The organism is Streptomyces sp. NPDC002536 (assembly GCF_053594995.1).
Genome location: NZ_JBSFWU010000040.1, coordinates 1 through 22,058, shown reverse-complemented (window position 1 = coordinate 22,058; position 22,058 = coordinate 1). Strand labels below are relative to the sequence as shown.

The following is a 22,058-nucleotide window of genomic DNA, read 5'->3' as shown; positions in this document are numbered from 1 at the left end:
CACCCCTGTAGCGGAAGGACCCGGGCTGACGTTCTTGATCCTCCGCCAGGGAAGCTGTCGCGTACAGTGACCGATTATGCTGGTATCGACACCACTACTATCGGGACCACCACCCATACCCCCCGCCGGCCCTCGCGAGACGGGGGTTTGATGGCTGACCTTGAACGACGCCGCGCTCTAGCGGAGTTCCTCCGGTCCCGCCGGGCCCGGATCACCCCCGAGGACGTCGGCATTCCGGGCGGCTCCCGCCGCCGCACCCCCGGCCTCCGCCGCGAGGAGGTCGCCCAGCTCTCGGGGGTGAGCGTCACCTGGTACACCTGGCTGGAACAGGCCCGCGACATCACCGTGAGCCGCCAGGTCCTGGAGAGCCTGTCCCGCGCCCTGCAGCTGAACAGGGACGAGCGACGCCATCTGTACGCGCTGGCCGACGAGCCCCTGCTGGAATACCCCTGTCCGGCAGTTGTTCCCACGCCCGCGCTGCAGAAGCTCGTGGACGCCCTCGACCCGCATCCGGCCTACCTCAGCGATGCCAACTGGGACCTGGTGGCCTGGAACCGCTCCATGGCCGGCCTCATCGGCGACCCGGGCCGCCTGCCGGCCGCCGAACGCAACCTCATCCGGCTGACGTTCGGTGATCCCGGCATGCGCACCCTGATGGCCGACTGGGCGGGACAGGCCCAGTCGCTGCTGGCCCAGTTCCGGGCGGACTCCCGGCAGCGCATCGGCGATCCGTACCTGGAACGCATCACGGGCGAACTGCGCGAGACGAGCCCGGAGTTCCGCGACTGGTGGGACAAACACGACATCGCGGAATTCCACTCGACCCAGCGCGAGTTCCTGCACCCCGAGCTCGGCAGCCTCACGTTCGACTACGTGATGCTGGAGGCCCTGGAGTCCCCGGGTATGAAGCTGTTCACCTCCATGCCGTCGGACACCGCGACGACGGCCAGACTGCCCGCCCTGCAGGAGTACGGCACGAGGCACTCCCTCGCCGTACCCCTCCCCTAGCCCCGGCCGGCGGCGGGCACCGGCGGGTGTCCGCCGCCGGGCACGACGACGAAGAAGAACGATGATGACTTCGTGGGACACGATGCTGGATGCCGCAGGCATCCACGACCCGCAACTGCGCACCGACTTCACGCGTGCGCGCGTCCTGGTGGCCGGATACCGCCGCCAGGCCTATCTGGCCGCCCGGCTGCTGCTGCCCCCTGCCCTGGTGCCGCACGTCGTCGCCGCCACGGCCTTCATGCACCACACCGACCGTCTCCTCGACGAAGGCCGCCCGCTCGCAGAGCGCATCGCCGGGCACGCGGAGTGGGAGCGGCAGGTGCGCGAGGGCCTGGCCACGGGATCCGCCGGCCACCCGGTGCTCCGCCCGCTGCTGCACACCGCCGCCCGGTATCCCGTACTGCGCGGCCGCATCGAGGACTTCCTCGATGCGGCTCCGGCCGACCTGGACTTCAAGGGCTTCGCCACGGAGGAGGACTACCGGCAGTACGTCGACTCCTACTCACTGCCGGGCTTCATGCTCATCGCCTGTCTCCTCGCCCCCGACGACCGCAGCGACGCCTTCCGGGCGGCCTGCCGCTCCTACATCGACGGCAGCCAGCGGCTCGACTTCGTCAACGACCTGGCAGAGGACCTGCAGGACGAGCGCCTGGGCCTCTCCGAGGAGACGCTGCGCGAGCACGGCGTGACCCGCACGGACCTGGAGGACGGACGCGACACGCCGGGGGTTCGGGCACTGCTGGCCCGCCAACTGCACTCGGCGCGCCAGGACTTGGCGGCCGGGCGCAGAATGGCCGGCTTCGTCGCGCCGGCCCACCGGCCGTTCGTGCACGCGGCGGTGCGGATCGAACTGCTCACGGGAGAGGCCGTGGCGGCGAAGGGGGCGGGCATACTCCGCGGGTCGGCCCGCCCCTCGACGCCCGCGGCCCTGGCGGTACTCGTCGGCGAGTACCGCCGGACACGGCGGGTGCGCTACGCGGCGTAGGCGGCTCCGGGCCTGCTCCTACTTCCCCGCGCCGATCGCGAAGGGCAGCTCCTGTGAGGAGAAGGACTGGTCGCCGTTCGACACGGCGAGGCCCGACTCCCCGGTGGCCACGTCCGCCGGGGCGGTGCGGGCCACCGCGACCCGCAGCCGGTACTCGGCCGTCGCCCCCGGTGCGACGGACCGGGACGCCGGGCGCAGGGACGCGCTCATCCCGGGGTCGCAGCCGTTGGCCACCAGCGGGATCCGTTCCCAGCCGTGCCCGGCGCGGTACTGCTGGACGACCAGGTCGGCCGGGCGCAGGGCGTGGCTCTTGCCCGCCCCGTACGCGAAGTACGCGACGCCGACGGCCGGATACGTCCGGCCGGTGGTGTTCTTGACGGTCAGCGTGAACGGGCGCGCCGCTCCGCCCCGCGTCAGCGTGACGCCCTTGGCCGGCCAGCCCGTGACCGTCGTCGCCGGGCGGGTCGCGGTGGCCGTGCGGGCCGGGGCCCGGTAGGTGTGGCCGCGGCCGTCGTCGACGGAGGCGGTGACGGAGAGCGTGCCCGGGCGGTCGAGGTCCTGGAGCCGCAGGGCCACCGTCTGCGGGTGGCGGGCGTCCGCGGACGTGGTCACGGGGAAGGTGAACACGCCGTGGGTCGGCGCGCTGCCGCCGCCGGGGCCGGTCTTGAGATCCGTCCAGGTGCGGGTCGCGGGCACGTAGCGCTGCACGACGAGGGAGTCGGTGCTGAAGCCGCGGCTGTCGACGTCCAGCCGCACCGTCCCCTTCCGGACGGGCGTGCGCAGCGTGACGGTGGAGGAGGACCAGAGGCCGATGGGCAGTTCGGGCGCCAGGCCGTAGGAGATCTTCTGTGCGGCGTTCCCGACGGCCTTCATGTCGGGGGCCGGCGCGGCCACGGGCACGGGCGCCCGGCCGGTGAGGGCCCCGCAGCCCGGTTGCGCCGCCCGGCCGGCGGCCGCCTGTCCGGCTCCGGCCGCGCTCATGACGAGGGCCAGTCCGGCGGTCAGGACCACGGCCGGTCTCGCGGCGGACCGCAGTGCCGACGACGGCCGTTGTTGCGCGAATTTGTGCGTCATCCCGTGCTCCCCGCATGCGAGTTGTCCGTACGACTGTGCACCTTCGGCCTCAGAGAGTGCCTTCCACAGGGGATGGTTCCCCACCAGGAACAGAATTCCCTCGGATGTCGGTGACGATCCGGTGGATCAGGGCGGACGGGTCGGGCTGGAAGTGGAAGTGCCCGCCTTCCAAGACGTGTGCACCGACGAATCGGTTGCTGTGTGCCGCCCAGGTGTCCATCAGGTGCGGCAGGGCGCCCTTGTCGGCGGCGCCCGAGAACACCGACAGCGGCACGGGCAGCGGCGCGGCCCCGGTGCGGGGCTGCCAGGTGTCGACGAGCTGCAGGTCGGCGCGCAGGATGGGCTCGAGGTAGCCCCAGAGTCCCGGCTCCTCCAGGACCTCGCGCGGCGTGCCGCCCATCTCCAGGATGGCGGAGCGCAGTTCGGCGTCGGGCAGGTCGAAGCGGCGTCCGTCGCGGCGCGGGTGGTGTTCGGGCGCCCGGGCGGAGGAGAGGCCCAGCCAGCACGGCAGCGGCAGGCCCTGGTCGCGGAGGGCGAGGGTCAGTTCGTAGCCGGCGATGGCGCCCATGCTGTGGCCGAAGACCGCGTAGGGCCGGTCCGTCCAGGGCCGGACGTCCTCCAGGAGGACGCCGGCGAGTTCGCCCGCCGTGCGGGCCGGCGTGCCGGGGCGGGTGCCCCGGCCGGGGGCCTCCAGCAGGCACAGCTCCCACTCGGGCGGCAGGTGGCCGGCCCAGGCGCGGTAGGGGACGTGGGAGGCGCCCGCGTGGTGCAGGACGAAGAGGCGCAGGCGGGGGTCCGGGACGGGCCGGGGGCGGATGACGGCGTCGGTCGTGCTCACTGATCAACTCTGCACGAGCTGTTCGAAGGGCGTCAAGGCGCGCAGGAACGGCGACGGGCGGCCCCGCCCGCGGCGGGAACCGCCCGTCGGCCGCCCTGCCGGACGGCGTCAGTGCCGGTGCTTCTTGTGGCCGCCCTTGTGGTGGTGATGCGCACTCAGCTTCGCCACGTCCATGCCGGTCGTGTCCGGCGTGCCCGCCTCCGGCGTGGCGGCCTCGCTCGTCGTCGTCTGCTGCGGGTCCGCCGGCTCGGCCGCCGTGAGCTCCTTCACCCGGATCTTCTTCGCCGGGTCCTTCTTCACCTGGTCCTTCTTCGCCGGGCTCTTCTTCGCCAGGCCCATCTTGCCGGTCCCCTTCTTTCCGGCCCCCTTCTTGGCCGGGCTCTTCTTGGCGGTGTCCCTCTTGGACGGGTCCGCCTTCTTCATGCACGCGTGGATCACGTCGAGGTGCCGGGAGACGACCGGCCGCGCATCGCGGGCCGCTTCGCGCGCGGCCCGGTCCTGGCCGTTGGAGATCTCGTCGTCGAGGAGTGTCATCGTCTGCATGTGCCCGGCCTCTTCGGCCGCCAGCCACAGCTTGTCGTAGTCCTTGGTGCGGGCGTTCGCCCTGAGTGTCTTCATCACGGCCTGCTGCGCGGCCGGGATGTCGCGGGGCAGGGACACGTCCTGCCGGTGGGCGATGTCACGGACGATGTCGTCGAGCTTCTCGTGGTTCTTGACCATCATCTTGCCGGCGTCCACCGTGCACCGGTACACCGCGTGCTTCACGGCGTCCTTGCTCGCCTGGATCTGGGCCACGTTGGCCTGGTGGAAGCTTCTCAGGAAGGCCTCGTCGTAGTGGCACTCCGTGGCCAGTGCCGTGCCCGCCGACGCCCCGGCCAGTACGAGGGCCGCAACCGCTGTGGTCACCCGGTGTGGCATGCGCATCTTTCGCTGCTCCCTATTCCTCGACGGGGCGTGCCGATGCGACGCCCCACGCAGAGCAGATGCCTGCCCGGCCGCGCCCGGCGTCCGCGCGCCGCACGCCTCCAGTCGCCCCAATGGAGCAGGCGGAGGGGGAGATCCCGGTGGCGGCGGCGGGGCCGTTGGTGTTGAATGCCCCGCCGCCGGCCTCAGACTCCGGCCGTCCGGCGGGCCGGCCGCAGGTAGCCGGCCCAGGTGACGGCGAGGCAGAGCAGGTAGAGGGCGAGGAAGGCCGCGTAGGCCGCTTCGCCGGTGCCGCTGTCCAGGAACGCCTGGCGGAAGGCGACGTTGACGATCACTCCGCCGAAGGCGCCGACCGCGCCCGCGATGCCCATCAGGGCGCTCGCGTGCCGGTGGGACCGTTCCTCGGCGGCCCGCGTGTCCGTTCCCGCGGCGGCCCGGCGGCGCACCTCGGCGCGGAAGATGCCGGGGATCATCTTGTACGTCGAGCCGTTGCCGAGGCCGCTGAGGACGAAGAGCAGCACGAAGCCCGTCAGGAACAGCGGCAGGGAGTGGTGCTGCGAGGCCGCCAGGACGAGCAGGGTGCCGGCGGCCATGGCGGCGAAGGCCCAGAACGTGACCCGGGCCCCTCCCCACCGGTCCGCCAGCCAGCCGCCGACGGGCCGCGCGAGCGAGCCCAGCAGTGGTCCGAGGAAGGTCAGCGAGGCGGCCCGCACCGGGGTCGGGAAGGCGTCGGGGAACTGCACCAGCAGCACCTGCCCGAAGGCGAAGCCGAAGCCGATGAACGAGCCGAAGGTGCCGATGTAGAGGAGGGAGACCAGCCAGGTGTGCGGGTTGCGGCTCACTTCGCGCAGCGGCCGCCCGGCGGGCCGCACATGGGCCAGGTCGTCCATGCGCAGGTATGCCGCCACGGCCGCGGCCACGACGAGCGGGATGTAGAGGAGCGGGAGGATCCGGGGGTGTGCAGCGCCCGCGGTCGCCAGGACGGCGAGTCCGAGCAGCTGGACGGCGGGGACGCCGAGGTTGCCGCCGCCCGCGTTGATGCCGAGGACGCGGCCCTTGAGGCGCTGCGGGTAGAAGGAGTTGATGTTGGCCATGGAGGAGGCGAAGTTTCCGCCGCCGACCCCGGCGACCGCGGCGACGGCGAGGAGCGTGGTGTAGGAGACGCCGGGGTGCAGGACGCAGGCGGTCAGCACGGTGGGGACGAGCAGGACGAGCGCGCTGACGACGGTCCAGGTGCGGCCGCCGAAGACGGCCACCGCGACGGTGTAGGGCAGCCGCAGCGCCGAGCCCGTCAGGGTCGGTACGGCGGTGAGGAGGAATTTCCCGGCCGGGTCGATGCCGTACTCGGGCCCGAGGAAGAGGACCAGCACCGACCACAGGCTCCACACGGAGAAGCCGATGTGCTCGCAGAGCACCGAGTGCACCAGGTTGCGCCGGGCGGTACGGGCTCCGGTGGTCTCCCAGAAGACCGGGTCCTCCGGCCGCCAGTCCGTGATGCGGTGCGGCCGCGGTGCGGGGGCCTCGGTGATGCGCACCGGCCAGACGGGCAGCGCGGCCGGGGCGGCGCCGGTGGCGCCCTCCTCGTCCAGGCAGGCCCCCGAGCGCAGGTCGAAGGCCTGCTTGTACATGGGCGAGGCGACCACCGGCACGCCGGCCCGGCTGCCGAGGATGCCCCGGGAGATGACGTGGGCCCCGCTGAACGGGTCCTGGTTGCCGACCGCGTAGAGCTCGCCCGCGCGGTCGCGGAAGAGCGCCACCTGGTGTCCGTCGACGAGCACGGTCACCCCGCGCCCGGGCTGCAGTTCGTCGTAGCCGCACACGGTCCGCCAGCCGGCGCCCGCGTCGATCTCGACCGTCCGTGTGCTCATCGCGCCGCCACCTCCGCCGCCGTGGCGGGGCGGATCTGTCCGCGCTCGGGCACGAAGCGCACCGTGGGATCGGGCGTTCCCGGGGCGTTGGCGAACGAGACGAAGCGGCGCAGCCGTTCGGGGTCGTCGAGGGTGGCCCGCCATTCGTCCTCGTAGGTCTCGACGTGCCGGTCCATGAGGGCGTCGAGTTCGGCGCAGATGCCGAGTGCGTCGTCCATGACGACGGCCCTCAGGTGGTCGAGCCCGCCCTCCAGCCGTTCCAGCCAGGGGGCGGTGCGCTCCAGGCGGTCGGCGGTGCGGATGTAGAACATCAGGAACCGGTCGACGGTGCGCAGCAGGGTGGCGCGGTCGAGGTCGGCGGCGAGCAGGTCGGCGTGGCGCGGGGTGGTGCCGCCGTTGCCGCCGACGTAGAGGTTCCAGCCCTGGGCGGTGGCGATCACGCCGAAGTCCTTGCTCTGCGCCTCGGCGCATTCGCGGGCGCAGCCGGAGACGGCGGCCTTGAGCTTGTGCGGGGCCCGCAGGCCGCGGTAGCGCAGCTCCAGTTCGATGGCCAGGCCGACCGAGTCCTGCACGCCGTAGCGGCACCAGGTCTGTCCGACGCAGGACTTGACGGTCCGCAGGGCCTTTCCGTAGGCGTGGCCGGACTCGAAGCCGGCGTCCACCAGGCGGCGCCAGATCTGCGGGAGCTGGTCGACGGTGGCGCCGAACAGGTCGATCCGCTGCCCGCCGGTGATCTTGCTGTAGAGCCCGAAGTCCCGGGCGATCTCGCCGATCGTGATGAGTCCGGCGGCGGTGATCTCACCGCCGGGGACCCTCGGCACCACCGAATAGGAGCCGTTGCGCTGGAGGTTGGCGAGGAAGTGGTCGTTGGTGTCCTGCAGCGCGGCCTGCTCGCCGTCCAGCACATGGCCGTTGCCGAGGGTGGCGAGGATCGAGGCGACGACGGGCTTGCAGACGTCGCAGCCCTCGCCCCGGCCGTGCTCGTCGATCAGACGCGAGAAGGTGGTGATGCCCTTGACCCGGACGATCTCGTACAGCTCGGCCCGCGTGCGGTCGAAGTGCTCGCACAGTCCCCGCGGCCGGGACGCCTGCGGGCCGAGCGCCTCGCCGACGATGCGCTCCAGCGCCTTCGTGCAGGAACCGCAGCCGGTGCCGGCCTTGGTGAGCCGCCTCACCGACGGGACGTCCGTGCAGCCGTCGTCCGTGACGGCGGAACACAGGGTGCCCTTGGTGACGTTGTGGCAGGAGCAGATCACCGCCTCGTCCGGCAGGGACGCCGGGCCCGCCGCGGCCGGCCCGGCGGATGCGGGCAGCACGAGCTGTTCCGGCGGGGTGGTGAGCGGTTTGCCGGTGGCGGCGAGCGGGCGCAGCAGGTCGTAGGAGTCGGCGTCGCCGACGAGGACGCCGCCGACGAGCCGGCCCTCCGGGTCGATGCACAGCTTCTTGTAGACGCCCTCGCGGCTGTTGGAGTAGAGCACTTCGAGGACGCCGTCGCCGGTGCCGTGCGGGTCGCCGAAGGCGGCGACCTCGACACCGAGGAGCTTGAGCCGGGTGGAGGTGTCGGCGCCGGTGAAGCTGCCCCGGCCGCCGGTGAGTTCGGCGGCCGCGGCCTCGGCCATGGCGTAGCCGGGGGCGACGAGCCCGTACACGCGCCCGTCGGCGGCCCGGGCGCACTCGCCGATGGCGAGGATGTGCGGGTCGGCGGTGCGGCAGGCGGCGTCGACGACGATGCCGCCGCGTTCGCCGACGGGCAGCCCGCAGTCGCGGGCCAGCTGGTCGCGGGGGCGTACGCCCGCGGCGAAGACGACGAGTTGGGCATCGAGGGAGTCGCCGTCGGACAGCACCATCCGGCCGGCGGAGCCGTCGGTGCCCGCCTCGACGGCCTTCGCCGCGGTGCCGGTACGGACGGTCACGCCCATGCCCTCGATCTCGCGGCGGAGTGCGGCGCCGCCGCCCTCGTCGACCTGGACGGCCATCAACCGGGGCGCGAATTCGACGACATGGGTGGTCAGGCCCATGGCCAGCATGGCTCCGGCCGCCTCCAGGCCGAGCAGCCCGCCGCCGACGACGACGCCCGTGGTGACCCCGGGGTGCTCCGCCCGGGCGCGGATGGCCTCCAGGTCCTCCAGGGTGCGGTAGACGAAGCAGCCGGGGAGGTCGTGCCCGGGAACGGGCGGCACGAAGGGGGCGGAGCCGGTGGCCAGGACGAGGGTGTCGTACGCGACGGTCCGCCCCGAGCGCGTGGTGACGGTGCGGCGGTCGCGGTCGACGGCGGTGGCGGGGTCGCCCAGGTGCAGCTCGATGCCGTGCGCGGCGGCGAAGTCCGCGGGCCACAGGGAGAGTTCCTCGGCCGTGGTGCCGGAGAACCACGAGGTGAGGTGCACGCGGTCGTAGGCGGGCCGGGGCTCCTCGGCGAGCACGGTCACGTGTCGGTCGAGCGGGCCGCGGTCGGCGAGCGCCTGGAGGAAGCGCTGGCCGACCATGCCGTGGCCGACGAGCACGAGGTGGTGGCGGGGGTCGCTGGGGTCCCTCATACGAGAACTCCTTCGGCGGGGGCGGCGGATGCGGCCGTGAGCAGGTGCAGGGGTTCGGGCGGCAGCGGCTGCCCGTGCGCCACGGCGTCGGCGAGGTCGCCGACGGTGGAGAGGTCTCCGACGAGCACCGCGCCGACGGGGCGGGAGTCGCGCAGGGCGAGGCTCCTGAAGGTGCCGCGGGTGGCGTCGGAGAGCCGGATGGTGTCCGTGTGCGGCCCGGGGGCCGCGATGTCGCCGAAGGCGGCGACCTGCAGGGGGCCGGCGGAGAGCCGGAGCCGGGCGGGCGAGCCGGGGTAACGGGCCTGCGGCCGGGCGCCGGAGAGCCGGGCGGCGAGGATGTCGGCCTGGTCCCAGGCGGGTTCGGCGCGGCCGTGGACGGTGCCGCGGTGCTCGGCGCAGTCGCCGATCGCGAACACCCCGGGCGCGGAGGCGGCCAGGGTGTCGTCGACGACGATGCCGGTGCGCACGGCGAGTCCGGCGGCGCGGGCCAGGCCGGTGCGGGGCCGGGTCCCGCAGGCGAGGAGGACCGGCCGGTCCTCCGGCATGCTCATGGTGCGGACGCCGGTGAGGACGTCGACGCCCGCGGCTTCGAGGGTGCGGCGCACGACGGCCGCGGCCTGCTCATCGAGGTGACGCTCCATCAGATGCGGTGCGCGGTGGACGAGCCGCACCGCACACCCCAGGGAGGCCAGGGCCTGGGCGGCGGCGACGCCGAGGACTCCCCCGCCGAGCACGACGGCCTGCCCGGCGGCCCGCACGTCGCGGACGATCGCGGCACAGTCGGCCAGGGTGCGCAGCACGTGGACGCCCGGCCGGAGTTCACGGCCGCCGGAGGCGAACAGGCCGCTCACGGGCGGCAGTACGGGTGCGGACCCGGTGGCCAGGACGAGGACGTCGTAGGCGGCCGTCTCCCCGGTGGCGGTGCGCAGCGTGCGGGCGGCCGGGTCGAGCGCGACGACGTCGGTGCCCGTGCGGACGACGGCCCCGCCGGCGGGCAGTGCCAGCGTGTCCGGCGCGTAGCGGCCGGTGAGCACGCCGGCGAGCAGGGCACGGTTGTAGGGGACGTGGGGCTCCTGCCCGTGGAGCGTGATCTCCAGGTCCGCGTCCGGGGCGTGGAGGCGCAGTTGCTGGGCGAGGCGGGCGGCGGCCATGCCGGCGCCGACGACGGCGATGCGGCGGGCGGTCACGAGGCCTTCTCCACGCGTACCGCGCACACCTTGAACTCGGGCATCCGCGACACCGGATCGAGCGCCGGGTTGGTCAGGGTGTTCGCGCGGCCCTCGCCGGGCCAGTGGAAGGGCATGAACACGGTGTCGGCCCGGATCGCGGCCGTCAGCCGGGCCGGCGCCGTGACGCGGCCGCGCCTGCTGACGACGGTCAGCCCGTCGCCGTCGGTGACGCCGAGGCGGGCCGCGAGGCGGGGGTGCAGTTCGACGAACGGGCCGGGCGCGGCCTCGGCGAGGGCCGGGGTGCGGCGGGTCTGGGCGCCGCTCTGGTACTGGGCGAGCACCCGGCCCGTGGTGAGCCGGAGCGGATAGTCGGCGTCGGGCTCCTCGGCGGCGGGCCGGTGCGAGACGTCGGCGAAGCGGGCCCGGCCGTCGGGGGTGGCGAAGCGGTCGAGGAACAGGCGCCGGGTGCCCGGGTGTTCGGGCTCCCCGGGGCCGCTCGCGGGGCACGGCCAGAAGACGCCGTCCTCGGCCACGATCCGGTCGTAGGTGATGCCGGAGTAGTCGGCCTGTCCCCCGGCGGAGGCCGCCCGGAGCTCCTCGAAGACCTCCTGCGGGCCGGCGGGGAAACCCTTGGCCACGCCCAGCCGTTCGGCGAGTCCGTGCAGGATCTCCAGGTCGGTGCGGACGTCCGGCGGCGGGGCCAGGGCGGCCCGGCGCAGGATCACCCGGCCCTCCAGGTTCGTCATGGTCCCGTCCTCCTCGGCCCATTGGGCGGAGGGCAGGACGACGTCGGCGAGCCCGGCGGTCTCGGAGAGCACCACGTCGCAGACGACCAGGCAGTCCAGGGCGCGCAGGCGCTCGGTGACGTGCTGCGCGTGCGGCGCGGAGACGACGGGGTTGGAGCCCATGAGCAGCAGCGCCCGGGCCCCGCCCGGGGTGCCGAGGGTGTCCAGGAGTTCGTAGGCGCTGCGCCCGGGTCCGGGCAGTGCGTCGGGTTCCACGCCCCACACGGCGGCGACGTGGGCGCGGGCCGCCGGGTCGGTGATCGAGCGGTAGCCGGGCAACTGGTCGGCCTTCTGGCCGTGTTCGCGGCCGCCCTGGCCGTTGCCCTGCCCGGTCAGGCAGCCGTATCCGGCGGCGGGGCGGCCGGCGCGGCCGGTGGCCAGGCAGAGGTTGATCCATGCGCCGACGGTGTCGACGCCCTTGCTGTGCTGTTCGCCGCCGCGGGCGGTGAGCACCATGCCGGTGCGGTCCGGTGTGCCGCAGAACAGTTCGACGGCGCGGCGCATCAGGGCCACGGGCACGCCGGTGAGGTGTTCGACGCGCTCGGGCCAGTGCGCGATGGCCGCGGCGCGTGCCGTCTCGTACCCGGTGGTGCGGGCGGCCACGAACTCCTCGTCGACGAGCCCCTCGGCGACGACGAGGTGCAACAGGCCGAGGGCCAGCGCGAGATCGGTGCCGGGGGCGGGCTGCAGATGCAGGTCGGCGAGGGCGGCGGTGCGGGTGCGGCGGGGGTCGACGGCGATCACCGCGCCGCCGGCCTCCTGCAGTTCGCGCAGGTAGCGCACGGCGGGCGGCATGGTGTCGGCCAGGTTGCTGCCGACGAGCACGACGCACCCCGCGCGCGGGATGTCCTCCAGCGGGAACGGCAGCCCCCGGTCGAGTCCGAACGCGGCGCGCTGTGCGGCGGCCGCGGAGGACATGCAGAAGCGGCCGTTGTAGTCGATGTTGGCGGTGCGCAGGGCGACGCGTGCGAACTTGCCCAGCAAATAGGCCTTTTCGTTGGTGAGCCCGCCGCCGCCGAACACGCCCACCGCGTCGGGCCCGTACCGGCGCGCGGCGGCGGTGAAGCCCCCGGCCGCGCGGTCGAGCGCCTCCGGCCAGCCCGCTGCGCGCAGTTGCCCGGTGTCCGCGTCACGGACCAGCGGCGCGGTGAGGCGGGCGTGCGCGGCCAGGACGGCGGGGGCGCTGCGGCCCTTGCCGCACAGCGCGCCCCGGTTGACGGGGAAGTCGGGGCGCTCCTCGACCTCCACGGGAGAGGGCGCCTCCGCGGCCGGCCGCAGGCGCATGCCGCACTGGAGGGAGCAGTACGGGCAGTGCGTGTCGGTCGTCCACGACGGCGGAGTGGTCATGCACCAAGCGTGACGGTTCCGTGTTCCGGCGACGAGACCCCGGTGTTACCCCGTTCGTACGGTTCACGCACCTGTGCCGGGGGCCGGTGTGCGCGGCGCGACACATGCCCGTAGGAAAACGTCCTTCGAACTAACGGTCGCGTGACACCGTCGCAACGAGAGGTTAACGCCGCTCCGCGACCCTCGCCCCATGACCACCAGCACGACCCCGGGACCTCTGACGGGCTTCACCGTGGGTGTCACGGCGGACCGCCGCCGCGACGAGCTCACGGCACTCCTGCAGCGCCGCGGCGCCTGTGTCGTCTCCGCGCCCGCCCTGCGCATCGTGCCGCTCGCCGACGACCGGCTGCTCCGCCGCGCCACCGAGGCCTGCCTGGCGGACGGCGGCCCGGACTTCGTCGTGGCCACGACGGGCGTGGGCTGGCGCGGCTGGATGAGCGCCGCCGAGGACTGGGGCCTGGGCGCGGCCCTCGTCGGGGCGTGCCGGGGGGCCGTCGTCGTCAGCCGGGGCCCGAAGGCGGCGGGCGCGCTGCGGGCGTGCGGCCTGCGGGAGAACCACGCCCCCGGCTCCGAGGCCCTGGACGACGCCCTGGCCTGGCTGTTGCAGCACGACCTTCGGGGGCGGCGCGTCGTCGTCCAGGAACACGGCGCGCCGCTGGAGGAGTTCACCGCCGTGCTGCGCGGGCGGGGCGCCTCGGTCGTCGCGGCGCCCGTCTACCGGTGGGGCCCTCCCGAGGACCCCGAGGCCCTGCGCCGCCTCGCCGAGCAGACCGCCCGCCGCGAGATCCACGCCCTGCCCTTCACCAGCGCCCCCGCCGTCGAGGCGTTCCTGTCCGCGGCCGAACGCACCGACGTGCTGGACGCGTTGCGCGGCGACGTGCTGCCGGTGTGCATCGGCTCGATCTGCGCCCGCCCGCTGCTGGCGGCGGGCGTGCCGTGCGTGTGGCCGGAGCGGGGCCGGCTGGGTGCGCTGGTGCGCACGCTCGTCCGCGAGCTGACCGAGCGATTCCGCCGTGAACTCGTCACCCCTGCGGGGAACTTGGTGCTGCAGGGCAGCGCGGTGCTCGCGGACGGCGCGGCCCTGCAACTGCCCCCGCTGCCCGCTGCGGTGCTGCGCGCCCTGGCCGAGCGTCCCGGCGCGGTGCTCAGCCGCGCGGACCTGCTGCGCCGCGTGTGGACGGGCCCGCAGGCGCGTCCCCTGCCGGACGAGCACGCGGTCGAGGCGGCGGTGGCACGGCTGCGCACGGCGCTCGGGCCGCGCGGCCACCTGGTCCGTACCGTGACGAAGCGCGGCTACCGGCTGGCGGTCGCGCCGTGATGCCGCTGCTGGCCGTGGTGCACGGCACGCAGGACCCGCAGGGCACGGCCACGACGGCCGAACTGCTGCGGCGGGTCGCCCGGTTGCGGCCGGACGTGCCGGTCCGCCTGGCGTCCGTGGACAGCGTGCGGGAGTCCCTGGCGGGCCTCGGCGGTGACGTGGTGCTGGTCCCGCTGCTGCTGGGCGCGGGCCACCACGTCCGTACGGACATCCCGCGGGCCGTCGCGGCGGCCCCGTGGGCACGGGTCCGGGTGTGCCCGCCGCTGGGCCCGCACCCCCTGCTGGCGGTCGCCCTGGAGGACCGCCTGGCGGAGGCGGAGGCGTCGTGCGGGGACGCCTCCGCCGTCGTCCTCGCCGCCGCGGGCTCGACGGACCCGGCGGCGAACGCGGCCGCGCGGACCACGGCCCGGCTGCTCTCGACCCGCCTGGGCCGCCCGGTCGCCGCGGCCTTCCTGCACGGAGGAGCCACTGCCGCCCCCTCCCCTGCCGCGGCGGTGGCCTCCTTCCGGGCGGCGGGCCACGCCAGCATCGCCGTGGCCCGCTACCTCCTCGCCCCGGGCTGGTTCGCCCAGCGCGCGGCGGACGCCGGGGGCTGTGCGACGTCGGCGCCGCTGGGGGCGCACGAGGCCGTCGCGCAGCTGGTGTGGGAGCGGTACGACGCGCAGGTGCGGGCTCAGCCCGCCGCGGGCAGGGTACGGGCGAGCCGCTCCGGCGCCCTCAGCTCCTCCGCCCCCGGGGGCACCGGTACGGCCGCGAAGATCGCGTCCTGCTGGTCCTGAAGTTCCTTCGCCCGCTCGGGCGTCGTGCTCGGCAGGCGCTGCTCCTCGTAGAGCTTGTGGGTCGCCTCCTGGGCCCACTTGCTCTGCGGCGTGTGGAACTGGACCTCGAAGGTGTGACCCTCGAAGGGGTCGCGCCAGGCCGAGTTGACGGCCTTGTACCCCTGCTTCCGCCCCCAGGTGTCGGACCACTTGACGCTGTCGTTGCCCCAGCCGGCCAGCACACCGGCCGCGAGGGCCCGGCCGGCGGCTCTTCACTCATCGGTGCGGCAGCGCCCCGTAAGGGGCGCGGGGAACTGCGCGACCAGCCACGACGCGCCCGCAGATGACGCCCGCTTCATCGTTCTCCCCCGGCTGCCCCTGAAGGTACCTCCAGGGGCTTCGCCCCGGACCCAGGGGTGGTGTGTCGCCTGCAGGCCGTCGGTGGCTGGTCGCGCAGTTCCCCGCGCCCCTTACGGGGCGCCGTGGTGCCGCATGACGAAGATCCGCCGGACGGGCCCCAGGGCGGCGGTGAGGAGGGCGGCTGTGGTGATGCGGTTGATCTGCATCCGGCAGATCCAACCGGAACGGCCCGTTACGGCAGGCCCGTACATGTCCCGCAGGCAAACTTTGACGTGAACGCAGCGGTATGGGGCGCAATACCGTCTGTCCGGAGAGACACTGTTCCGAGGAGGCGGCATGGGCATACGCCACAGAACCCCGCAGCCGACGCGGCCGGCACCGCCGGGCCGGCATCCGCTGCTTCCCTCCCTGCTGGTCGAGGAGCGGGCCCGGCCCGCGCGGATACGCGAGCGGCCCGGGGCCTGGCGGCTGGCCGTGGCCACGGTCTGCTTCGGGGCGTTCATGGGGCAGCTGGACGCGAGCATCGTGACGCTGACGTACGGCGCCCTGCGCAGTGAGTTCCGCGTCTCGCTCGCCGCCGTCGAGTGGGTCTCGCTCGCCTATCTGCTGACGCTGGTGGCGCTGCTGGTGCCGGTGGGCAGGCTGGCGGACGCACACGGCCGCAAGCTGTTCTACCTGTACGGCTTCGCGGTGTTCACCGTGGCCTCGGCCGCCTGCGGGCTGGCCGGTTCGCTCACCGCGCTCGTCGGCTTCCGGGTCGCGCAGGCCGCCGGCGCGGCCATGATGCAGGCCAACAGCGTGGCCCTGGTGACCACCAGCGCACCGCGCGAGAAGCTGCGCAGCGCACTCGGCGTGCAGGCCGCGGCGCAGGCGCTCGGCCTGGCGCTCGGTCCGACGGTGGGCGGTGCACTGGTGAGCGCGTTCGGGTGGCGGTGGGTGTTCGCCGTGAACGTGCCGGTCGGGATCGTCTCGCTGATCGCGGGCCACTACCTGCTGCCGCGCACGCGCAGCCGCACCGCGGCGGCCGGATTCGACTGGCCCGGCCTGGCGCTGCTGGCCACCGCGACGACGTGCCTGCTGCTGGGGGTGTCGGCCGCCTCCGGTCTGCCGTTCCCCGCCTGGGCCGTGGCCGCGCTGTTCGCCGCGGCCGCCGCGGCGGGCTGGGGCTTCGCCGTGCGCCAACTCCGGGCCGCCAGGCCCCTGGTGGACCCAGCCCTGCTGCGGAAACGCGAGATCGCGACGGGCCTGGCCGGGGCGCTGTGCAGCTACCTGGTGCTCTTCGGGCCGCTGGTGCTCGTCCCGGTCGTGCTGACCGCCCGGGGCGCCTCCGAGCTCACCGCGGGGCTGGTGCTCACGGCCCTGCCCGTCGGCTTCGCGCTCGGCGCCACCGGCGCGGACCGGGTCCTGCCGGCCACGACAGCCGACCGGGGGCGGTGTCTGCTGGGCGGGGTGATCTGCGCGGGGACGCTGGCCGTGATGGCCGCCGTGCCGCCCACGGCCGCGGCGCTGGCCCCGCTGCTGGTCGTGCTGGGGCTGGGACTGGGGACGTTCACCCCCGCCAACAACGCGATCGTCATGGCGGCGATACCGGCCCGCTCGTCCGGAACCGGCGGCGGGCTGGTCAACATGGCCCGGGGGCTGGGGACGGCCCTGGGCATCGCACTCGTCACACTCGCCCTCCACCTCGGCGGCAGCGAGACGCCGGGCAACGACGGCCCGCGCTGGGCCGTCGTTGCGTTGTTGCTGGTGTCCCTGCTCGCGCTCGCAGCGGCTTGGCTCGGCGCCAGGCGCTCCGCGGGAGGGGCGGTGCGTCGACTGCGGATTCGTCGTGGCTGATCGCGCCCACGCGGCGGAGCCGCTGGGGGTACCTCCCAGCGGTAGCTGGGGGAGTATTGGCTCCGCGCCCCTTTGGGGCGCGGTCATGCGCGGTCGCCGCGCAGCTGCTCCATCTCCCGCCGGTCGCGCTTCGTCGGCCGTCCCGTGCCGCGGTCCCGCTGCCCGGGCGCCGCGACGAACTCGCGCGGGGGCGGGCTGTTGTCCACGTAGCACTCGACGGCGACGGGCGCGCCGACCCGCTTCCGCACGATCTTCGAGATGACGGCGATGCGCTCGCGCCCCTCGTGCCGCAGCCGCACCTCGTCGCCCACCCGCACCGGCTGGGCCGGCTTGGCGCGTTCGCCGTTGATCCGGACGTGGCCCGCGCGGCAGGCCGTGGCGGCCATGGAGCGCGTCTTGACGAGACGCACGGACCAGATCCAGACGTCGGCCCGCACCGTCCCCTCGTCTGCTGTACTCATGCCCGCACTGTAGGCCACACCGCCGACAGGAAGCCGCGGGCGCCTCTGCGGACACCTGTTCCCGCTGCAGCACGGCTGGTCAGCACAGGCGCGTGCCCCTACCGTCGGACCGTGTCCCTGCCGCCCGCGCCACCCCCCACCGGGGAGCTGCACCGGCCGGACCCGGTCGTGCTGGGCGGCGGCGCCCACGGCACGGAGCTGGGTGCGGCCTTCCACCCGTACCTGCGCGACTGCATGGGCCTGGTCTGCCCGTTCGCGTCCCAGGCACTGCTGGCCGGTGCGGTGCACTACGCGGAACTGCGGGTGACCGGCCGTACGGCGCTGCGGGCCGTGGCGCGGGCACTGGCCGGATATCTGGCGTGGTTCGACGGGGCCTCGCGGCGGGAGCGGGACGAACAGCCCGGGCTGGTGGTGGCGTTCCCGGGGCCGGCGGGGCCGGTGCTGCCGCTCATCGCCGCGGCGCACGAGGTGGTGCGGCCGGCGGTGTACGCGAGGGGCTGCACGTCCTCCCTGCTGCACTCGGCCGAGGCCCCCTGCGCCGTGCCCGCCCCGTTCTGCGTGCTGCGCCGGATCGTTCCGGCGGACCTGCTGCTGTCGATGCGGGTGTCGCGCATGTTCCCCGTGTACTACCGGCTGTACGCGGCGGAGGCCCGGCGCACCCGGCTTCTGACGGCGGACATCTCCGAGCGGTGGAACCGGGCGTGCCGGGAGCACGGCCTGGCGCCCTGACAACAGGCCGCGGACGCTTGTGTGTTGACTTCTCCGCCACCCCGTGCCACTGATGACGTGTTCACATCAGACCCCCCGGCTCTTCGCCCCGGCGGCGGCCCCGCCGCGGACGGAAGGGAGCACGGCGATGAACACGACTTCGAGAACGCACCGCAGGCGGACGGCGGCCGGCGCGGCCCTGGTGGCGGTGCTGGCGAGCGCGGGCGTCGGACTGGGCGCACCGCAGGCCATGGCCGACACCGTGTCCGTCGGCTACACCTGTACCGGCCCGGGCGCGCCCAGCGGCGTCCAGTCCCTGCAGGTCACCATGACGGCTCCGGCGAGCGTCCCGCAGGGCGGCAACGCCGACCTGTCCATCAGCGTCGTCACACAGCTGACGGTGCCCATCGACGTTGCCGCGGGCAGCGTGACGGGCGAGATGACCGTCAACCTCGGCGGCGCCGGATCCGGCAGTGTGACCGCCTCCGGCTTCACCAACCCCGATGCCATACCGAGCGGTTCGACCGCCACCCTCACCGGCGGCACCGCCTCCACCCAGCTCACCACCGCGGGCACGACGACCTTCGCACCGGGCGACGCCGCGGTGCACGTCTTCGGCGTGACGGTCAACTGCACGGTCTCCGGCGACGCCCCGGTCGCCGCGCAGACGGACGTCACCTCCTCATAGCGCACGCGTGAGGGCGGCGGCACCGAAGGAGACGTCGAAGCGGTCGCACCAGATGCTGACGCTCCGGTACGCCTCCAGGTCCAGCCCGGCGGGCAACGGGTAGTTCTGGTCCCCCTTGTTGCCCTTGAGCCTGCCGAGCTCGGTGTGGGCGCCGTCGTCGAACACGAACCAGCCGGCCCGGCCCTCCCGCACCGGAGCGTCGGTGATCAGCACCCGCAGGTCCGGGCCGTTGCTGGTGTCGAGGTTCTCCAGCCGGAGCGTCCGGCTGCCGTCGGGCAGCTCCAGGATGCGCACGGTGCCGCTGGTCGCGTGCTCGTGACTGATGAACTCGCCGGTCGCCAGCGTGCGGGCCCCCTGTTCGCGGGCGACGGGGGCGGCCTCGCGCACGGTCTCGTTCACCCACAGCTTCCACGGCTGGAACCAGACCGCGCCCACGGCGACCGCCACGAGCCCGCCCACCAGCAGCCCGATGCCGACCCGCCCGGTCAGTACCCGTCGTATGCGTCCCATTGCGGCCTCCTGCAGCCGTCCGTCTCCGATGTCACTCGTGAAACGGCGCGCAGGGCGTCCCGTGCTCCGGGAATCCGATGACGGAAGTCTTACGGCGGACGTCCTACGGCAGCGTGAGGATGCGGGGCCCCTCCTCGGTGATGGCGACCGTGTGCTCGACGTGCGCAGCACGCGAGCCGTCGGCGCTGCGGAGCGTCCAGCCGTCAGGGTCGACGACGTATGCGTTCCGGCCGCCCGCCATCAGCATCGGCTCGATGGCCAGGACCAGGCCGGGGCGCAGCGGGTAACCGCGCCCGGGACGGCCGGTGTTGGGGACGTCCGGCTCCTCGTGCATCCGGCGGCCGATGCCGTGGCCGCCCATGTCCGCGGGCATCCCGCAGCGGGCGGCGCGGGCGACCGTGCCGATGGCGTGCGAGATGTCGCCGACGCGGCCGCCGGCGACCGCCGCGGCTATACCCGCCTCCAGGGCCCGCTCCGTGGTGCGGATCAGCTCCAGGTCGGCCGGGTCCGCGGTGCCGACGACGAAGCTCACGGCGGCGTCGCCGGACCATCCGTCGAGCTCCGCGCCGCAGTCGATGCTGACCAGGTCGCCGTCGCGCAGCCGGTAGCCGTCCGGGATGCCGTGCACCACGGCGTCGTTGACCGAGGCGCAGATGACGGCGGGGAACGGGGTGGGGGCGAAGGCCGGCCGGTAGCCGAGGAAGGGCGAGCGCGCCCCGGCCCTGCTCAGCACGGCCCGGGCGGCCTCGTCCAGTTCCCGCAGGCCGACCCCCACGGCGGCCGCCTCCTGTGCGGCGGCCAGCGCGTTCGCCACCACGCGGCCGGCCTCCCGCATCGCCGCCAGGGCCGCTTCCGACTTGATCTCCACCATGTGTGCTGCTCCGATCCGAACCAATTCTTATACCGGTTGGCGCCAAGCGGTATTAATATCACGGTCATGGTGAGAACTCCTCTGACCCCCTGGGAACGGCAGCGCGGCGAGCAGCTCGGCTCGCTGCTGCGGGAGGCGCGCGGGGCGCGCAGCATGGTGGAGGTCGCAGCGGCGGCCGGCCTCTCGGCGGAGACCCTGCGCAAGATCGAGACGGGCCGGGCGCCCACACCGGCGTTCTTCACGGTGGCGGCCGTCGCCACGGTGCTGGGACTGTCCCTGGACCGGGTGGCGGCGGCCTGCGTCGAGGGGCTGGAGGACGAGGTGCGGCTCGCGGGGTAGGGGCCCCGTAAGGGGCACACCCCCAAATCGGCCGATCGGACGACACCCGCAGCCGCCACCCACCCGTACCGTGGGCGGAAGGAGGTGTTCCCCATGTCCCACACCGCCGCAGCCATACGGCTCCTGGCCCGGAACCCCGAGCGCGGCGTCACGGTCCACCGGCTGATGGCGTACCTCGGACTGCCCGCCGACTCCGTCCGGGCCCTGCTCCGCGACCTCCGGTCCGAAGGACTGGTGCGCGACGACCCGGACGGCGAGGCCTGCCTGCCCGCCGGGCCCCTGGCCCCGGCGGAGCCGCCCCTGGCTCCGCCCGACTGCAACGACCTGCGCGCGTCCGCCATGAACTGGGCCGACGCCCTCGCCGCCCGCAGCGGCATGAGCGTCTGCCTGGCCGTGCCCCACCCGGTCGGGGTGCAGATCGTGCACCACGTCTTCCGCCCCGACAACACCCCGCAGCAGCTGCTGACCGGCGGCATCCGCCCCGCCACCAGCGCCATGGCCCGGGCCGTCGCCGCCCCGCACGACCGGCGCTGCGTCTACGCGGCCGACACCGGCCGCCCCGGCGACGCCTCGCTCGCGACCGCGATCCCGTGCACGGCCTCGTACGCCGTGGCCCTGGGCCTCACCGGCCCGCGCCGCCGCCTGGATCCGTCCTGCGACGGATCCGCCCGCTACGCGGAACTGCTGCTCGACACGGCCGACGCCGTCACCGACGCGCTCAAGGGGCGGCCGGCCTGCGGAACGCACGTCGATACGCCTGCGGACTCGTCCCGACAACACGCTTGAACCGGTCCCGGAAGGCCGTCGGGGACCCGAAGCCCGCCTGGGCGGCGATCCGCTCCACGGAGTGCGCGGTCGTCTCCAGCAGGTACTGCGCCTGCTGGATGCGGACCCGGTGCAGCCACTGCAGCGGCGTGGTGCCCGTCTGCTCGCGGAAGCGGCGGTTGAGGGTACGGGCGCTGGTGCCGGCGTGCGCGGCGATGTCGGCCAGCGTCAGGTCGCGGCCGGCGTTGTCCCGCATCCAGCGCAGCAGCGGCTCCAGGGTGGTCCCGTCGGGGGCGGGCGGCGCGTGGACGATGAACTGCGCCTGCCCGCCGTCGCGTTCGAGCGGCATCACGCTGAGCCGCGCGGCGTCGGCGGCCACCGCCGAGCCGTGGTCGCGCCGCACCATGTGGAGGCAGAGGTCGAGCCCGGCGGCCGCCCCGGCCGAGGTGAGGATCGCGCCGTTGTCGACGTAGAGCACGTCCGGGTCGACGTCGATGCGCGGGTACAGGGCCGCCAGGAACGGTGCCGCGATCCAGTGGGTGGTGGCCCGGTGGCCGTCGAGCAGTCCGGCCGCGGCGAGCGTGAAGGCGCCCGCGCAGATGGAGGCGATGCGCGTGCCGCGCCCGGCCGCCCGGCGCAGTGCGTCCAGCACGTCGGCCGGGACGGGTGCGGTGACGTCGACGGTGCCCGGCACGACGATCGTGTCCGCGTCGGCGAGCGCCTCCAGCCCCCAGGGCGCGCGCAGGGCGAACGCCCCGGCGTCGACCTCCTCGTGCGGCGCGCAGACGCGCACCCGGTAGGCGGCCCGGCCGTCGGGGGGCCGTCGGCTACGCGCGGGTCCGGCAGGTGTGGGACGTACCGATCGGCGCCCACCAGGCCATCGCGCACCCGCTCGCCCAGGCGCACATCGAG

Annotated in this window: 18 protein-coding genes and 3 pseudogenes; 9 read left to right on the top strand and 12 right to left on the bottom strand. The window is 74.4% G+C overall.

What is annotated here, in order from left to right:
• The first annotated feature begins 150 nt into the window (after positions 1-150).
• Both ACWD4B_RS16940 and ACWD4B_RS16935 read left to right on the top strand, forming a co-directional pair.
• Positions 151-1,008, top strand: a complete 858-nt coding sequence (locus ACWD4B_RS16940; protein ID WP_336410899.1) for a helix-turn-helix transcriptional regulator — start codon at positions 151-153, stop codon at positions 1,006-1,008.
• Positions 1,009-1,069: 61 nt separating this feature from the next.
• Entirely contained in the window at positions 1,070-1,993 is a 924-nt protein-coding gene (locus ACWD4B_RS16935; RefSeq protein ID WP_451421456.1) for a phytoene/squalene synthase family protein, read from the top strand.
• An 18-nt stretch (positions 1,994-2,011) separates the two neighbouring features.
• Here ACWD4B_RS16935 and ACWD4B_RS16930 read toward each other — a convergent pair whose 3' ends face one another.
• The 7 genes from ACWD4B_RS16930 to ACWD4B_RS16900 all read right to left on the bottom strand — a co-directional run bounded on the left by ACWD4B_RS16930 (position 2,012) and on the right by ACWD4B_RS16900 (position 12,532).
• A complete protein-coding gene (locus ACWD4B_RS16930) occupies positions 2,012-3,067 on the bottom strand; it encodes a hypothetical protein (RefSeq protein ID WP_451421455.1) in 1,056 nt (351 codons plus the stop codon).
• Positions 3,068-3,116: 49 nt separating this feature from the next.
• On the bottom strand, positions 3,117-3,905 hold the full coding sequence (locus ACWD4B_RS16925; protein WP_451421454.1) for a thioesterase II family protein: 789 nt from the start codon (positions 3,903-3,905) through the stop codon (positions 3,117-3,119).
• 108 nt (positions 3,906-4,013) lie between these two features.
• A complete protein-coding gene (locus ACWD4B_RS16920; RefSeq protein ID WP_451421453.1) occupies positions 4,014-4,829 on the bottom strand; it encodes a DUF4142 domain-containing protein in 816 nt (271 codons plus the stop codon).
• Positions 4,830-5,014: 185 nt separating this feature from the next.
• Positions 5,015-6,697: a nitrite reductase small subunit NirD gene (gene nirD / locus ACWD4B_RS16915; RefSeq protein ID WP_451421452.1), complete on the bottom strand. Its 1,683-nt coding sequence runs from the start codon at positions 6,695-6,697 to the stop codon at positions 5,015-5,017.
• Positions 6,694-9,231: a nitrite reductase large subunit NirB gene (nirB, locus tag ACWD4B_RS16910; RefSeq protein ID WP_451421451.1), complete on the bottom strand. Its 2,538-nt coding sequence runs from the start codon at positions 9,229-9,231 to the stop codon at positions 6,694-6,696. Before nirB ends, nirD begins: the two co-directional genes overlap by 4 nt.
• Entirely contained in the window at positions 9,228-10,418 is a 1,191-nt protein-coding gene (locus ACWD4B_RS16905; protein WP_451421450.1) for an NAD(P)/FAD-dependent oxidoreductase, read from the bottom strand. Before ACWD4B_RS16905 ends, nirB begins: the two co-directional genes overlap by 4 nt.
• A complete protein-coding gene (locus ACWD4B_RS16900; protein WP_451421449.1) occupies positions 10,415-12,532 on the bottom strand; it encodes a molybdopterin oxidoreductase family protein in 2,118 nt (705 codons plus the stop codon). Before ACWD4B_RS16900 ends, ACWD4B_RS16905 begins: the two co-directional genes overlap by 4 nt.
• 190 nt (positions 12,533-12,722) lie before the next feature.
• Here ACWD4B_RS16900 and ACWD4B_RS16895 point away from each other — a divergent pair, with 190 nt between their 5' ends.
• A complete protein-coding gene (locus ACWD4B_RS16895; protein WP_451421448.1) occupies positions 12,723-13,850 on the top strand; it encodes a uroporphyrinogen-III synthase in 1,128 nt (375 codons plus the stop codon).
• Positions 13,850-14,629: a sirohydrochlorin chelatase gene (locus ACWD4B_RS16890; RefSeq protein ID WP_451421482.1), complete on the top strand. Its 780-nt coding sequence runs from the start codon at positions 13,850-13,852 to the stop codon at positions 14,627-14,629. The genes ACWD4B_RS16895 and ACWD4B_RS16890 overlap by 1 nt, the downstream gene beginning before the upstream one ends.
• On the opposite strand, the pseudogene ACWD4B_RS16885 reads toward ACWD4B_RS16890, so the two are convergent.
• Positions 14,524-14,874 (bottom strand): annotated as a pseudogene (locus tag ACWD4B_RS16885) (ATP nucleotide 3'-pyrophosphokinase); the annotation flags it as partial. The gene ACWD4B_RS16890 and the pseudogene ACWD4B_RS16885 sit on opposite strands and share 106 nt — an antisense overlap.
• Positions 14,875-15,304: 430 nt before the next feature.
• Between ACWD4B_RS16885 and ACWD4B_RS16880 the strand changes: the two are divergent.
• Complete coding sequence (locus ACWD4B_RS16880) at positions 15,305-16,804, top strand: MFS transporter (protein ID WP_451421447.1); 1,500 nt, start codon at positions 15,305-15,307, stop codon at positions 16,802-16,804.
• An 83-nt stretch (positions 16,805-16,887) separates the two neighbouring features.
• Here the strand turns inward: ACWD4B_RS16880 and ACWD4B_RS16875 are convergent.
• Positions 16,888-17,241: pseudogene (locus ACWD4B_RS16875) on the bottom strand (RNA-binding S4 domain-containing protein); the annotation flags it as partial.
• A 135-nt stretch (positions 17,242-17,376) separates the two neighbouring features.
• Between ACWD4B_RS16875 and ACWD4B_RS16870 the strand changes: the two are divergent.
• Complete coding sequence (locus tag ACWD4B_RS16870; RefSeq protein ID WP_451421446.1) at positions 17,377-17,994, top strand: DUF6875 domain-containing protein; 618 nt, start codon at positions 17,377-17,379, stop codon at positions 17,992-17,994.
• 127 nt (positions 17,995-18,121) lie between these two features.
• A complete protein-coding gene (locus tag ACWD4B_RS16865; RefSeq protein WP_451421445.1) occupies positions 18,122-18,661 on the top strand; it encodes a hypothetical protein in 540 nt (179 codons plus the stop codon).
• Here ACWD4B_RS16865 and ACWD4B_RS16860 read toward each other — a convergent pair.
• Positions 18,656-19,171, bottom strand: coding sequence for a DM13 domain-containing protein (locus ACWD4B_RS16860; protein WP_451421444.1), 516 nt, complete (start codon positions 19,169-19,171; stop codon positions 18,656-18,658). The genes ACWD4B_RS16865 and ACWD4B_RS16860 overlap by 6 nt on opposite strands.
• Before the next feature lie 103 nt (positions 19,172-19,274).
• Entirely contained in the window at positions 19,275-20,042 is a 768-nt protein-coding gene (map, locus tag ACWD4B_RS16855; protein WP_451421443.1) for a type I methionyl aminopeptidase, read from the bottom strand.
• 66 nt (positions 20,043-20,108) lie between these two features.
• Between map and ACWD4B_RS16850 the strand changes: the two genes are divergently transcribed.
• Together ACWD4B_RS16850 and ACWD4B_RS16845 are read left to right on the top strand one after the other, a co-directional pair.
• Positions 20,109-20,381, top strand: coding sequence for a helix-turn-helix transcriptional regulator (locus ACWD4B_RS16850; RefSeq protein ID WP_336410913.1), 273 nt, complete (start codon positions 20,109-20,111; stop codon positions 20,379-20,381).
• A gap of 93 nt (positions 20,382-20,474) precedes the next feature.
• Positions 20,475-21,167: a helix-turn-helix domain-containing protein gene (locus tag ACWD4B_RS16845; RefSeq protein ID WP_451421442.1), complete on the top strand. Its 693-nt coding sequence runs from the start codon at positions 20,475-20,477 to the stop codon at positions 21,165-21,167.
• Here the strand turns inward: ACWD4B_RS16845 and ACWD4B_RS16840 are convergent.
• Positions 21,100-21,969 (bottom strand): annotated as a pseudogene (locus ACWD4B_RS16840) (GlxA family transcriptional regulator); the annotation flags it as partial. The gene ACWD4B_RS16845 and the pseudogene ACWD4B_RS16840 overlap by 68 nt on opposite strands.
• Between the last annotated feature and the right edge of the window lie 89 nt (positions 21,970-22,058).